This window comes from Nibrella viscosa (assembly GCF_039541875.1).
GTDB classification, from domain to species: Bacteria; Bacteroidota; Bacteroidia; order Cytophagales; family Spirosomataceae; genus Nibrella; species Nibrella viscosa.
The window spans coordinates 1,058,656-1,072,354 of sequence record NZ_BAABHB010000001.1 but is presented as its reverse complement, the minus strand read 5'-3'; the positions used below and the strand labels follow the sequence as shown (position 1 = coordinate 1,072,354).

General features: G+C 53.3%; 13 protein-coding genes and 1 other RNA gene. All 14 read right to left on the bottom strand.

Annotation, left to right across the window (positions count from 1 at the left end):
• Position 1: 1 nt before the first annotated feature.
• Entirely contained in the window at positions 2–319 is a 318-nt protein-coding gene (locus ABD931_RS04580; protein ID WP_345264391.1) for a circadian clock KaiB family protein, read from the bottom strand.
• A 1-nt stretch (position 320) separates the two neighbouring features.
• Complete coding sequence (locus ABD931_RS04575; RefSeq protein WP_345264389.1) at positions 321–614, bottom strand: circadian clock KaiB family protein; 294 nt, start codon at positions 612–614, stop codon at positions 321–323.
• A 33-nt stretch (positions 615–647) separates the two neighbouring features.
• Positions 648–2,360 (bottom strand): circadian clock protein KaiC, encoded by a 1,713-nt coding sequence (gene kaiC / locus ABD931_RS04570; protein WP_345264385.1) that lies wholly within the window; start codon positions 2,358–2,360, stop codon positions 648–650.
• A gap of 289 nt (positions 2,361–2,649) precedes the next feature.
• Positions 2,650–2,775 carry a hypothetical protein gene (locus ABD931_RS04565; RefSeq protein WP_345264383.1) on the bottom strand — a complete coding sequence of 42 codons (126 nt, stop codon included), beginning with the start codon at positions 2,773–2,775 and terminating at the stop codon, positions 2,650–2,652.
• Positions 2,760–3,179: an enolase-like domain-containing protein gene (locus ABD931_RS04560; RefSeq protein ID WP_345264381.1), complete on the bottom strand. Its 420-nt coding sequence runs from the start codon at positions 3,177–3,179 to the stop codon at positions 2,760–2,762. Before ABD931_RS04560 ends, ABD931_RS04565 begins: the two co-directional genes overlap by 16 nt.
• Before the next feature lie 91 nt (positions 3,180–3,270).
• Positions 3,271–4,716 carry a carbon starvation CstA family protein gene (locus ABD931_RS04555; RefSeq protein ID WP_345264379.1) on the bottom strand — a complete coding sequence of 482 codons (1,446 nt, stop codon included), beginning with the start codon at positions 4,714–4,716 and terminating at the stop codon, positions 3,271–3,273.
• Between the two features lie 125 nt (positions 4,717–4,841).
• On the bottom strand, positions 4,842–5,522 hold the full coding sequence (trmD, locus tag ABD931_RS04550) for a tRNA (guanosine(37)-N1)-methyltransferase TrmD (protein WP_345264377.1): 681 nt from the start codon (positions 5,520–5,522) through the stop codon (positions 4,842–4,844).
• The gene (gene rimM / locus ABD931_RS04545) at positions 5,512–6,093 is read right to left on the bottom strand and encodes a ribosome maturation factor RimM (RefSeq protein WP_345264476.1); all 582 of its coding nucleotides are present in this window, start codon (positions 6,091–6,093) and stop codon (positions 5,512–5,514) included. The genes trmD and rimM overlap by 11 nt, the downstream gene beginning before the upstream one ends.
• 74 nt (positions 6,094–6,167) lie before the next feature.
• Positions 6,168–6,734: a 30S ribosomal protein S16 gene (locus tag ABD931_RS04540; RefSeq protein ID WP_345264474.1), complete on the bottom strand. Its 567-nt coding sequence runs from the start codon at positions 6,732–6,734 to the stop codon at positions 6,168–6,170.
• 123 nt (positions 6,735–6,857) lie between these two features.
• Complete coding sequence (locus tag ABD931_RS04535; protein ID WP_345264375.1) at positions 6,858–8,366, bottom strand: OmpA family protein; 1,509 nt, start codon at positions 8,364–8,366, stop codon at positions 6,858–6,860.
• A 79-nt stretch (positions 8,367–8,445) separates the two neighbouring features.
• Positions 8,446–8,906: RNase P RNA component class A (rnpB, locus tag ABD931_RS04530), an RNA gene on the bottom strand.
• Positions 8,907–9,049: 143 nt separating this feature from the next.
• Entirely contained in the window at positions 9,050–10,531 is a 1,482-nt protein-coding gene (locus ABD931_RS04525) for a DUF4403 family protein (RefSeq protein WP_345264374.1), read from the bottom strand.
• Positions 10,503–11,483 carry a Smr/MutS family protein gene (locus tag ABD931_RS04520; RefSeq protein WP_345264372.1) on the bottom strand — a complete coding sequence of 327 codons (981 nt, stop codon included), beginning with the start codon at positions 11,481–11,483 and terminating at the stop codon, positions 10,503–10,505. The genes ABD931_RS04525 and ABD931_RS04520 overlap by 29 nt, the downstream gene beginning before the upstream one ends.
• Positions 11,484–11,576: 93 nt before the next feature.
• Positions 11,577–13,685 (bottom strand): VWA domain-containing protein, encoded by a 2,109-nt coding sequence (locus ABD931_RS04515; RefSeq protein ID WP_345264370.1) that lies wholly within the window; start codon positions 13,683–13,685, stop codon positions 11,577–11,579.
• Between the last annotated feature and the right edge of the window lie 14 nt (positions 13,686–13,699).

Here is a 13,699-nt window from a genome sequence, read left to right as displayed (position 1 = left end):
GTCAATAGGAAATATCTAATCCTTTCAGTACCTTTTCGGTGTCCGACAAGTCCCCGATCAGCCTCCGCTCGGGCAATGGCAACCGCTTAATTAATAGCGGCAGGGCAATGATCTGGTCCTGTTCAGCGAGCCGCTTTTCCTGATAAACGTCGAATATTTCCAAGCTGTATTTGTTGGGCAGGTACGTCTCACAAAGCTGCTTCAGGTTTGAAATGGCCCGGGTGGAGTTGATCGATGCCCCGGTTACAAATAAATGCAACACATAGATTCCGTCTTCGCCATCCGACACCGTATCTTCTGCTTTTGATGGCTTATCCATGTTATTTTCTGGCCGGACGGATGTCTAAACCCACCAACACTTTTTCTTCATTCGACAGATCACCGATGATCTTACGGATGGGTTCGGGCACTTTTTTAACGAGCGTCGGAATGGCCAGTATCTGGTCGCCTTCCGCCAACTGCGGATTCACCAGTAAATCAACAACCTCAATGACGTATTTGTCCTTCAAATGCTCTTCACAATATTTCCGCAGATTGGATAGGGCCAAGACAGACTTGGCCGTTTTACCGGCAATGTACAGCCGTAACTCCCAGATATCGTCGTTTGTTTCCATGTAAAGTCGATGCCCTTTCCTAACAGCCTCTGATCAGGATTCGTTATGCCGTTGGCGTATTTGCTGCTCGCGGTTCTTTTCCATGACTTCTTTCCGGAGCTCTTCCTCAATATAGTTTTTATTCAGTTCTTCCTGTACAGATTCAAATTCTTCCCTCAGGCTTTGAATTTTTGCTTCCAGCACCAGGCGTTTCCGCTCGATCTCCCGATCTTTCCGGCCGAGGGCATGATCCCGCAACGCCAGGCCTGTAACCTCCTGCAATTGCTGCGCTTCGCGGGCCGAACCGGTCAATACCCCCCCGGGACCCAGGTAAACGTCGACCAGCGTTAAACCGTTGTCGGATATAACGAACTCTCGAACCTGTTTGGAATGCTGCATGCCCCGGGATTTCATGACGTACATGCCCCGGTTCCGCTCCCCGTTAAACTCAATATCGCGGACCAGCAGCCAGGCATCCACCAACGATGATACACCTTCGTCGGTCTGTTCATTCACGATATTGTTTAAGGTCAGCGCTGTAAAGAGCACGGTAACCTGCTTCGCCTGCAAAAAATCGATAAGCCGGATCAACATGGACTTCACTTCGCTGACGGACCCTACGGTTATCAGATTGGTTATCGGGTCCAGAATAACCACCTGAGGTTTAAATTCTGTTATGAGCTTGTTGATTGCGACCAGGTGCATTTCCAGGCCGTTCAGCGTGGGCCGGGCTGCGTGAAACTTCAGCAGCCCACTGGCAACGTGCGACTGGAGATCGATGCCGATAGAACGCATGTTGCGAATAATCTGCTGGGGCGACTCCTCGAAGGCAAAATACAGACACCGTTCCTGCCGCAGACAGGCTGCGTGCGCAAAGGTAGCCGCGATGCTGGTTTTACCGGTTCCGGCGGTCCCGGAAACCAGGATACTGCTGCCCCGGTAGAAGCCATTCCCGCCCAGCATTTTATCCAGTGCCGGAATGCCCGACGACACAGTATCGGAGGACACAGGATGATCGAGAGTCAGCGAGGTAACAGGCAACACCGAAATTCCTTCTTTGTCGATCAGAAACGGATATTCGTTGGTGCCGTGCACGGAGCCCCGATACTTGACAATGCGCATCAGCCGGGTCGATATCTGATTGCTTACCCGGTGTTCGAGCAGAATCACGCAATCGGATACGTACTCCTCCAGGCCATGCCGGGTCAGGGTGCCATCTCCGCGTTCGCCTGTGATGATCGTGGTTACCTTTTTCTCTTTTAGCCAGTCGAACAGCCGCCGGAGTTCAGCCCGCAGGATTCCCTGATTGTCCAGGCCGGAGAACAGATTTTCGATGGTATCGAGCACCACCCGTTTAGCCCCGATGGTATCAATAGCGTACCCCAGGCGGATAAACAGGCCATCAAGGTTGTACTCCCCGGTCTCTTCGATTTCACTGCGGGCGATATGAACATGATCGAGCTTGATGCGCTTTTCCTGCTGCATCTGCTCCAGGTTATACCCAAGTGAGGCTACATTCTGGGTAAGTTCGTCGGCTTTTTCTTCAAACGCCATGAACACACCGGGTTCGCCGAACTGCAGCGCTCCTCGCACAATGAACTCAATGGATAGCAGGGTTTTACCGCAGCCGGCACCTCCGCAAACCAGGGTGGGCCGGCCTTTGGGTAAACCGCCTTCGGTGATCTCATCGAGGCCCGGAATACCGGTTGGGGATTTAGGCAGGGCTGGAAGATGGGAACTGTTTTTTTCCGGGGGCTGGGGACTCATTGTCAATTGGGCTTTCTCAAAAGAAAGAAATTATGAGCTTTTCACCAAAAAACAAGAGCCAACGGCCCAGGGCGGTTAGCACTTCTCCACCCAGGGTACGCACAGATTAAGTTTGGGTAAATGCCGCCTGATCGCGGAAAGGAATTGCCGAAAGACTGACGATGACCAGGGGTAACTGTAGCTGACTGCCTGTATTGGAGCAGACTACAGCGTAGTGGCCGGGTGGTTTTCAGAATCAGAAAAATAAGCTGAAAAAGTAGTCCTCAGCCGATGCCTGAGGACTGTACCCTTACAGGTTGCTCCGGATAATCCGGAAGGAGGCATCGTACTGCTTGTCTACTTTTTTGAGGGCCTCCGCTACGTTACGCTGCGCTTTGCCGTAGTCGGCATAGACCTGCATCAGCCGGTCGGCCACCTGGCCGAGAGCGCCCGCCTTTCTGCCCCACCGGTTACGTGGAAAGCATTCTGACGGAAAATGCGCTCCCATGTCTGCTCGATTTCGAGGGGGTTGGTGCCCAGGAGCTTACCAGCCCAACTGTGCCATTCCAAATCTTTGATTACCGAAGAACTAGCTTCGTTGAACGGGTATGTTTCGCCGGTACCCACAATCCCCGTATTGGTATGAAGCCGTACCCACATCCAGTGGGCACGCTGACCGGCAGCCCGCAGGGAAGGATGGAACCGGACCGTCTCCACGTTGGTGATCGTAATGTCCGATGCATCGGAAAGCACACCGGCCACACTGGGCGCTATGCCGTTCAGGCTCCATAAGTCGAGGGTTCCGGTAGCTGCCCGCTGAAGAAAAGTTCTCCTATCCATTAGGGAATTTTATGGGTACACTTGTCAGCCCCCTTCGGGTGAGTCCGCCGAAATGAGCAGTATGAGTAGTGGGTATCCGTATAAAATTTCCTCAGGCCTGAGGAACCAGCGTAGATGACTTGCGGCTCCGCTCGGCGTAGAGCCAGGTGTACCCCAGCAGCACCGCAGCCAGCCCGACACCCGCCAGATAGGCAATGGTAACGGGGAGACCAAAACCTTCGGGGGCCACCAGCAGGTAAGCTGTAATAACGGCCGTCATAAATACCGCCGGCACCAGGCCAACCCAGTAAGGCTTCCGCTCGCGGATCAGGTAAGCGGTAATGGTCCACAACACTACGGTAGCCAGCGTCTGATTGGTCCAGGCAAAATAGCGCCAGATCACCGCAAAATCGATCAGGGTCAACAGAAATCCGGCTCCGAAAAGAGGTAAACTCAGCAGCAGGCGATTCTGGATAGGTCCCTGCTGGTAGCGCAGAAAATCGGCGACAATCAGCCGGGCGCTCCGGAAAGCGGTGTCGCCCGAGGTAATGGGTGCCGCTACTACGCCAAGAATAGCCAGGGCTCCACCGATTTTCCCAAGCAGCGAGTTGGAGATTTCGTTGACGACAAAGGCCGCATTACCCTGGTGCTGGGTCATTACGTCGTTCAGCCCTCCCACGCTCCCGTAAAAGCTCATGCCAATGGCCGCCCAGATCAGGGCCACAACCCCTTCGGTCACCATCGCGCCGTAGAAAATGCTCCGCCCCTGCCGCTCACTGGTTAGGCAGCGGGCCATCATCGGCGACTGCGTCGCGTGGAAACCGGAGATGGCTCCGCAGGCAATGGTCACAAACAGCATAGGAAACACCGGAAACTTCGCCGGCTGGGTGTGCAGATTCGCCAGATTGGAAATTGTCAGTTCCGGTATGGGTAGTCGATTGGCGAACATCATCACCAGAATACCGACTGCCATAAACAGCAACGCAAACCCAAACAGCGGGTAAATGCGGCCAATTACTTTATCAATCGGCAATACGGTGGCTACGACATAATACACGAAAATAATCCAGACCCAGAAGTTATCACCCCCAAAACCGGTCAAGCCAGCCAGGATCTTAGCCGGTCCCATGATGAACACCGCCCCGACCACAATCATCAGCACCACAGAGAAATAGCGCATGAACTGCTTTACCCCATTGCCCAGATAGTAGCCTGAAATCTCCGGCATACTCTCCCCCCGGTGTCTTACCGACAGCATCCCGGAAAAGTAATCGTGTACCCCACCGGCAAAAATGGAACCCAGCACAATCCAGAGAAATGCCACCGGCCCCCACATAGCTCCGGCAACGGCCCCAAAGATGGGGCCCAGCCCGGCAATGTTCAAAAACTGAATCAGAAAAATACGCCAGCCTGGTAAGGCAACGTAGTCGACACCGTCGGCCTGGGCCAGCGCCGGTGTTGTCCGGTCGGGCTCAATGCCAAACACCCGATCAACGAAGCGGGCGTAAAAGGTATAGCCTAAAAAGAGAGCAAGTACTGACAGGCAGAAGGTTATCATAAGAGCGGGTAAGGGAATAACTTGGGACTTCCATGTAATACTACCTCACTCTAACTTTTTTTGCAAATGTAGCCACAACTTATTGGTAAAGAGTTTGTGTGCCTATATAATAAAGCCATTGTACATTAATTCTCCCCCAGCAGATCGGGCCGGCGCTCGCGGGTGCGGGCCAGCGCCTGCTGAAACCGCCACTCGTCAATGTTAGCTTCGTGACCGGACAGCAGCACGTCGGGTACCGACCAGCCTTCAAACGTGGCCGGACGGGTGTATACCGGCGGAGCCAGCAAATTGTCCTGAAACGAGTCGGTCAGGGCCGAGGTTTCGTCGTTGAGAACGCCGGGGAGCAGCCGGATAATAGCGTCGCAAAGCACAGCCGCCGGTAGCTCCCCTCCCGATAAAACGTAATCGCCGATGGTAATCTCCCTGGTGATAAAATGCTCCCGAACGCGCTCATCCACGCCTTTATAGTGACCGCAGAGAACGATCAGGTTCTGTTTCATCGATAGGCCATTGGCGGTTTTCTGCGTTAGACGTTCGCCGTCGGGCGTCATGTAAATAACCTCGTCGTAGGTACGTTCCGCCTGGAGCGCCCGGATGCAGCGGGCAATGGGTTCGATCTGCATCACCATGCCGGCTCCCCCGCCGAAGGCGTAATCATCGACACGCCGGTGCTTATCGGTGGAGTAGTCGCGCAGATCATGCACCACCACCTCAACATAGCCGCCCTGCTGCGCCCGCTGTAAAATGGAGTGGGCAAAAAAACTGTCGAGCAATTTCGGCAGGCAGGTAATAATATCAATCCTCATGCTCCACATCACCGTTTATCTCCGGCTTCTCTTTATCCGTTTCGGTCATGTACACATCCAGCAGGCCATCAGGCAGCACCACGTTCAGTTGCTGCCTGGTCCGGTCTACCGAGGGCACAATGGCGCTGTTGATCGGAATGAGTACTTCCTTACCCTGGTACTCCATTGAGATCAGGTCCTGCGTCGGCATGGTGTACACGGCCGTTACGGTGCCGAGTTCCCCCTGCTCAGCATCGACCACGCGGTAGCCGATAATTTCGTGATAATAAAACCGGGTTTCGTCCTCAATCGGCTCCAGGTTGTCCAGTGGCAGGTACAGGGCACAATTGATCAGTTTTTCGGCCTGGTCAATTGTTTCTACCTCTTCCAGCGCAACAATTGCCCGGCTTTTGTTGATGATGGCAATGGATTCGATAAAATACGGCAGCAGTTCGCCCTTGACCTCGATCAGCACTGATTCCAGTTCTTCGTAGGCCGAGGGTTCATCTACGTCCAGGTAAAAGACCAGTTCACCCTGCGTACCGTGTGTGCGGGTGATGTGGCCCAGTTGAAAACAATCGTCTTTAGTCACGTGAATATTAGTTTGTAAAAACAATGAGCCTGTCCGGATGAACAGGCTCATAGATAACAATTTTCCGGCGAAAGTTATTCAGCAGCGGGAGTTTCGGCAGTTGCGTCAGCCGCCGGAGTTTCCTCAGCAGTTGCTTCGCCTTCGGTAGCCTCTGCTGCAGGTGCTTCTGCCGCAGGCTCTTCTACTTTATTCTTTTTGGCGATGGCTTCCGCACGGGCCTCGTTCACCTTGCGCTCAGCTTCCATACGAGCCTGACGCTCGGTCTCTTTTTGCTGCTGCTTGGTTTCTACGGTACCGGCAATACGCCCTTCTTTGCCTTCTTTCCACTGCGTAAACTTCTCATCGGCCTGCTCCTGGGTGATAGCACCCTTCTGAACGCCTACCTGGAGGTGCTTACGCAGCATCACGCCTTCATGCGACAGAATCGAGCGGGTGGTGTCGGTTGGTTGTGCGCCAACCATGAGCCAATGTACAGCCCGGTCTGACTTGATGACGACCGTTGAGGGGTCGGTGTTGGGGTTGTACGAACCGATCTTTTCAATGAATCGGCCATCGCGCGGAGAGCGTGAATCCGCGACTATGATGTCGTACATCGCCATTTTTTTGCGTCCACGACGCGATAAACGAATTTTAACAGCCATTGCTTTATGGTTTTCGGTGAAGGAACCCGTCCTTCTGTTGAAATTGTCCGCAAAGATAGTAAAAAAGCCCCCAATAAAAAAGCCGGACCTGTAAAGTCCGGCTTCTATTTCCCAGTAAACCACTTATGGTTTTTTGACCCCATCCAATCGGAACCCGGCCGGGTATTTAGACCGAAGCGTATTCAGCGGCTCGACCTTGATCTCGACCCGCCGGTTCGATTGCAAACCGGACACCGTCGTGTTGGGCGCAATGGGCCGGTACTCACCATAGTATTCAACCGTTACACGGCTCGGGTCTGTCAGACCTGCCCGTACCAGGAATCGCTTGGCGGCATCTACCCGGCGTTTCGACAACTGCATGTTGTAGCTGTAGGAAGCCCGTGCATCGGCATGGCCCGTCAGCACAATCCGGCAATTCGTTTTCACATTTAACAGTTCTACCAGTTTCCGCAGGGTCTCCTGCGAAGCCGGCCGGATGGTCGACTTATCGGTGTCAAATTCAATATTGCTCAGCAACGCTTCGCACTCCGGCGCAAACTTCGACCGCAGCAGCGATGTGATGATACTATCGAGATTCATGGCTACCCCGGCTCCGGATACTACGCTACCGTCGGGTGTGTTGGGTTCCTTGTCGAACAGATCGGCTACCCCATCATTGTCTGAGTCGGTATACAGGCGCGGATCGACCGGCTTAGGCATGTTCGCCTTGGCAATGGAGTCAGCATCGGCCAGGGTTGGATTGTACGGCGCTTTGATGAGATCTTTAGGATCAGCCCAACGCAGATGGTACCGGCCCAGCGATGCATCGTACCTGCCGTCTTTGCCGACCTTAATGGCATTTTTGCCAATTTTATACGTTAGGGTAAGCGCTGCGGAACCCCATTTATCGAGCGCACTTTCTCCTTTTTTAAAGGTGTAAATATTAGACGGGATAGAATTGTCTACCCCACCGACCGTCATATCCAGCTTTTCGGTATTCACATAGTTCAGGGTCACATCGAAGCCCAGATCCAGCCGGCGGGTCAATTCGTAATGAACGGCCAGCCCGACCGGAAATACCAGTTCGCGGGTAAACGTCGACCCGTTCCCTTCCCACTCGCCGGAGGTAATTGAACTGTAATTAATAGGGTTGTTGCTGTAGCGCAGCAGCCGGTTTGAGTTTAGGTCGAACACATTGGCATAAAACCACATATACCCAATACCACCGTGCAGATCGGTTTTCCACCGGCGTAACTTTTGTGTCCCCATCAGCAGCGACTTCAGGTTCACCGTTCCCTGGAGCGTACCCTGGAGAAAATACGTCTGGAAATAAGCATTGTAAATATCTTTCTTGGAACCGTTGAGCCGGCCGGTCCAGAAGTCGGTTTGCAAACCGAACAAATGTGTGAGCTGCTTATTGATTGACACGCCAACACCGGCCGGAAATACCCATTCGGTGGCATTAGCTGGTTTGCGGGCAAAAATTCCCGCGTTGGTTTCCCGCAGATCGCCGTAAAACTGAGTAATTGCCGGGCTCAGGGTTATCGACCAGGTATTCATTTTGTACTCCCCTTCGTACGATCGGTTTTGGGCGTACGTGCAGGTGAACGTCAGCAAAAAGAGCAGGGAAGCGTGAATAGATTTTTTCTTCATGAGAAAACAAGGTTAAATGACATAAGCCTTTTGCCGTGCTATAAGTTAATGGTGCCAGGATAATGAGTTGTGACAACCCGAACGGTACAGGCCTATAAGCCGGATTCTGTTTCCTGAAACAGGTTCAGGACTCTTATCATTTATCTGGGATTGCCGTCACCGGCAACCTCTATCGACCTACCCGCATTGGCATCCCCCGGGGGGTACGGAGACGAGCAGCCTCACATCCAATGCCTATTTGGTCTTTCAGCCCATAAGGTTTGTCGTGCCCCGTCTGTTACCAGCCGGGCGGTGGGCTCTTACTCCACCTTTTCACCCTTACCCTGTTCAGTCAGCAGTAGGCATCTGGCAGTTTGCAGACTGTTTCTGCCTACTGTATACTGCCCACTGCTGACTGAACAAGGCGGTATATTTTCTGTGACACTGTCTGTCAGCCTCCCGTTCCCAGACGGCTGCCTTCCCGTTAGGAAGTATGGTGCTCTGTGCTGTCCGGACTTTCCTCCTCCCGGTTACCCGGGAAGCGATAAGACAACCTGTACCGTTAGGTTGGCACAATTCGGTTTGCGTTGCTGCAACGCGGTTGCCGCAAATCTATAAATACTTACTTTCTCAAAAAATGAAACCAGGAGAAAATTAGCATTTATTGAGTAAAATCCAGCAAACGCAAAAATTATCATCTATTTTTATTGCAATCCATCTACTTTCACGCTCACGCGGCCTTGGGCATACACCACGGCGAGCAGGGCGGTTGGTGTCAGGTATACCTGATCAGGCCTGATGTCCTCAATGTTACCGCTCATAATAACGCCTTTCGTTAATTGATTGTTTCTTAACCGGGCCTGAACCGCGTTCCGGACTTCATCGATCTGCCCCCCCACCGGAATGGTAAACTGCTTCTCCATCATCCGGGCAAATGTACCCTGTAACAGCCAGTTGGCCGCCCGCTGCAGCAGGCTACGGGTATCCAGATCATACGTTAGGTCTTTTAACGAGACGGTTTTAGTCTGGGCATCATAATACGGTTTTCCCCGCAGGTAAATATTACCGGTAATACTCCCCGTTAGGCCGGCTTTGATGATGAGGTTGTCGTTCTGCCCGTACAGATCAATGTCGGAAATAGCAATAGTGTACTTGTCGTTGCTGAACGAAAACGTTTTGCCGACAAACTCGCCGGCGGCAATTTTTGCCGCTTCTTCGTAGGTTGCTTCGCTCAGGATACCAATCTGGAAATTATCCGGTATCTGTTTCACCACAACCAGATTCGGCAGGGTTACCGCCGGCCTTACATCGGGCTTCGAGCCTGTAGTGGTCAGCGTATGCCCTTCCATGCCAATCGTTGCCCGTATCTGGTTACCCTCAAAGCGAAACGGGGTAATCAGGATTCGCCGGGGTACCACCATCAGCCAGGTGCGGTACTTTTCGGATAGCAGATACGGTTCCCGAACTGTGTTCCAGGCTTTTAGCACGGGCGTTTGCAGGTCGACGTTTTTATGAACCTGCTGATCGAGTGCCTGGCTCATAGTCCCCAGGTTCTGATCGATCAGCCGGCCGACAATACTGGTAATGGGTATAGCAAAGCCGGCGATACTGGTAGACGGCCGTTTTACCCACTCGTAGCCATCGGCCTGCGTCCGGGTAGTTACAGTCCAGTCCGGATCAATACTGAACCGGGTAGCAAAGCGCATATTCAGCTCAAATTCTGTCTCCTGATAACGGGTAAAGCCTAAGACCTTGATGCCGGCTTTTGCCCATATACGCAGGGGTACGGTAAAATGGAACAGGCTGTCCTGCGTACCGGCTACACCAGCCCTAACGGCAATGTTCCCCCGCTTCCAGACTTTCATCCAGTAGGGTGTGCTCCCGCTACCCTGTTGCGAGGAGCCGTCCAGCTGATTGTCTTCAAAAACCAGTCCGCTTACCTGATTGTTGATCTGACGTTCAATGTCGGCAATAGAAATCGAAACGGGGACATTAACGGTCGACAGAAACTGTTCGTTACGGACCTCCATGGTGGTTCGGGAATAAGCGGCTTTGGGAGCCTGGGGGTTAATGCGGGTTCCTGACGGCTGGCAGGCGGTTACCAGCAGCAGGTACAGGAGAACACCGGCCGATGGGCCGATTTTCGGGGGTAATATATTATCGAATGGTGACTTTCGTCGCGCCATAGCCAAATTTTTGTTTTTGCGCATCTTCGTAATAGCGAACATGCGGATGCCGCCCCAGCCGGCGGTGTAATTCATTCCGCAGGGCTCCACTACCAACGCCGTGGATAAATGTAATATCACTCATGCCACTGGCAATGGCGTTTTCCAGACTTTTTTCAAATGCCTGCAATTGTATCTCCAGCAGTTCACTATTTGAGCGCTTACCAGGTCCGCCGGGTAGCAGGGCCTCTATGTGCAGATCAACCACCGCCGATGGGCGCTCAATTGCCAGCGCTACAGGTTCGCTTTTTGGGGTAAGCATTTCTTGTTTAAGGGCGTCTGGCGCTACCGTCTTTTTAATCGCTCCGGCATCGTCGGGGGGCGATTCATCCGTATCCAACTGAAACAAATGCCCCGACTGGTTTAGCACCGGTACGGTCTGTTTGCTCTTGTAAAAGGTAGCGGCCCGGCATTTCAGTCGCTTTACCAGTGGTGGACGCAACGCCACAGATGCCGCCCGGAACCAGAGTGCCTGCACCAGAAATGTCGGCCAGTTTTCAAAACCAGCCACGGTATACAGTTCGTTTAGTTTCACCTGCGATTTCGGTTTCAGCACCCCGCTTTGCAGGCCACGCACCTGATTTCCCCGCTCTTCGCCAATGGTAAACGGCAGATCCCAATCGGTATTATTAACAAAATGCAGCGACATTTCCCGGTCGTTCTGCGGAATAAAAGCCAGATAAATACCCTGATTGGAAAGAATAGAGGGTGCAGTAGCTTTCTGTGGTTCGGGCGTATTGCGTTTCAGCAAACGCTCCGCTTCGAGCGGAGACACCACCACCAATTCCGACCGCATGACCGGTATCCGAAAGCCATCTTCAATTTCAATTTCTACCTGGTTGCCGGACAAAAATCGGGTTACAACCCCTTCTTCCTTTGCCCTCAGCATCCGTACTCTATCGCCTATATTCATTTTTTAGTGATGAGTGATGAGCGATGAATCAGGAGAGCTGAGAACCATCCAAAACGTAGTTCCTCAACTCATCACTCATCACTCATCACTACCTTAATAGCCCCCGTAAAACTTGCGCAGGCCCCATTCGGCCCCGATGAGTACCAGTACAACAAAGAACAGCCACCGCCAGTTGATGAGTTCGTTCATCTCTTCGGTGCTGGTGAGCCGGTCGGGTGTTTGCTGACTGGTAAAGGTACTCGCCAGGGAAGCCAGATTGTTAGGGCCGTAAAAACGACCGCCCGTTTGTTGGGCCAACTGCCGCAGCATGGCATGGTCGGCGGTGGTGTTTACCGCTTCCAGTTGCAAATCACGCACAATAAACTGCCCTGTAGCCTGTTCAGATCGGTTATTGATGGTCGACGTTGCCCGGTACCGGTACACACCCTCCGGCAGGCGGCTGATTTCGAAGCGGCTGTTGGTCGAAGTAGGCGTATAGTTGAAGGTACGCGTTATACTCTTTTCGTCGGTAATCTCCAGGCGGATAGGCTGGTCGAAGATGCGTTCGTAAATGTTGTTGTACAGCTCGGTTTCAAAAATCACTTTCTCGCCGGCCACGAACTCGTTCCGGATCGGATACACGCGTAGCTTTCTCCGGTCTTCTTTGACCGAAATGAACTGGATTACCTTTTGCAGCAGTTCATCAACGGTTTCCTGCTTTTCTGTCAGGGCGTATTCTTCCAGTCGCCACTGCCACAGCCCCTCTCCGGCCAGTACAGCGGCTTTGCGGGTACCGGTCACATTGAGCGCCAGCAGGGGTTTGCTCGTCTTTACGGAGCCCACCTGCTGCCACAGCACCACTTCACTGCCGGGCTGTAGTTTATAATCGCCGTAGGGGACCAGCAGCGGAGGCAGTTTTTCCAGCATCTCCAGTTTGATCGGGTCCAGGTTCACCTGCCGGAAATTGGTTTCGAACCGGGCCGTGGTCTTATCGGTCTGGTTCCCCTGCGCCGTAATCTGCATCACCGGGTTGAGGGTATTGACCACCGATGGAGCCGACTGGTTGCCCAGTACAAACAATACTGGCGTATTACGGGCCAGCACCTTCTGCACCATGCCACTGCTTAGCCCACTATTATCAGGAATCTGGTGCAGAATTATCAAATCGTAGACTTTATCAGCCGGCGGACTGGGGTCCGTCGAGCCGGTCAGCAGGCGGATGTCCAGTTCGTAATTCTGGTTGCGTTCCAAAATAGACCGCAACGCCTTAATATCGGGATGAGGAGCTAAACCGAGCAGCAGAATTTTTTCTTTGCCGTCAATTACGTCGATATACACATCCTGCCGGTTATTCCGGGTGCTGAACTCACCAGGCAGCGGCAGCACCTCCACCACGAAATGCTGAACACCCTTCTGGTTAGCTGAGGCCTGAAACGTTACCTGGCTGAAGGTTTCCGTCCGACTGAAGCTGACCGTTTGACGGCCTACTTCGCGCCCACCCTGCCGCAGGACCACAACCCCATTTTGACCCGCATAGCCATTGCTGACAATTTCGGCCTGAACGGGAAAGCGGTTGCCCAGATACGCCACCCTATTTGCCAATGCCGCCTTTAACTGCACATCCCGCTTGGGTATGGTATCCCCCACACCCACCGTATGCACGGCAAACGGATACTGCCCGAACGTTGGCGAGAGTCCCTGGTTAAATATCCCGTCGGATACCAGCACCACATCAGTCAGGTGCCGGCCTTCGTAATCGTTGCGGATACCCGTGAGCAAGTCCGCCAGATCGGTGGTGCGCTGGGTAAATGTCAATTGAGAAAGGTTGGCATCGGTTGCCGTATCCCTCAGAACCCGTACGGCCACCTCCAGGCCCTGATCGGTAAGCTGCCGGCGGAGTGTTTCCAGCGTGCTGAGCGCCTGATCCAGTTTGGCACGCCCGCCGGCTACCATCGACTCCGAATTGTCGACCGCCAGCACCACCTTTGGCTTTTCGGTTGTCGATCGGATACTCCGCACCAGCGGATTCAGCAGCAGCAGGCAAAGCACCGAAACGACGACAAACCGTAGGGCAGCCAGGGCATAGTTAGCCGTCTTCCCCCATCCGCCAGGAACTGAACGACCTGGCAAAGGCTGGTACATCGCAGCCGCGTAGGCCGCGCCAACCAGCAGGCAGACCACGATCCACCAGGGTGATGATTGTAAAAACAGATCAGAACGCATTAAAGTCCGTTTGA

Bases quoted from the DNA above. Each gene is read 5' to 3' on its own strand.
- ABD931_RS04580 (WP_345264391.1), bottom strand. From the start codon at position 319: ATGGATAAGCCATCAAAAGCAGAAGATACGGTGTCGGATGGCGAAGAC.
- ABD931_RS04575 (WP_345264389.1), bottom strand. From the start codon at position 614: ATGGAAACAAACGACGATATCTGGGAGTTACGGCTGTACATTGCCGGT.
- kaiC (WP_345264385.1), bottom strand. From the start codon at position 2,360: ATGAGTCCCCAGCCCCCGGAAAAAAACAGTTCCCATCTTCCAGCCCTG.
- ABD931_RS04560 (WP_345264381.1), bottom strand. From the start codon at position 3,179: ATGGATAGGAGAACTTTTCTTCAGCGGGCAGCTACCGGAACCCTCGAC.
- ABD931_RS04555 (WP_345264379.1), bottom strand. From the start codon at position 4,716: ATGATAACCTTCTGCCTGTCAGTACTTGCTCTCTTTTTAGGCTATACC.
- trmD (WP_345264377.1), bottom strand. From the start codon at position 5,522: ATGAGGATTGATATTATTACCTGCCTGCCGAAATTGCTCGACAGTTTT.
- ABD931_RS04540 (WP_345264474.1), bottom strand. From the start codon at position 6,734: ATGGCTGTTAAAATTCGTTTATCGCGTCGTGGACGCAAAAAAATGGCG.
- ABD931_RS04535 (WP_345264375.1), bottom strand. From the start codon at position 8,366: ATGAAGAAAAAATCTATTCACGCTTCCCTGCTCTTTTTGCTGACGTTC.
- ABD931_RS04525 (WP_345264374.1), bottom strand. From the start codon at position 10,531: ATGGCGCGACGAAAGTCACCATTCGATAATATATTACCCCCGAAAATC.
- ABD931_RS04520 (WP_345264372.1), bottom strand. From the start codon at position 11,483: ATGAATATAGGCGATAGAGTACGGATGCTGAGGGCAAAGGAAGAAGGG.
- ABD931_RS04515 (WP_345264370.1), bottom strand. From the start codon at position 13,685: ATGCGTTCTGATCTGTTTTTACAATCATCACCCTGGTGGATCGTGGTC.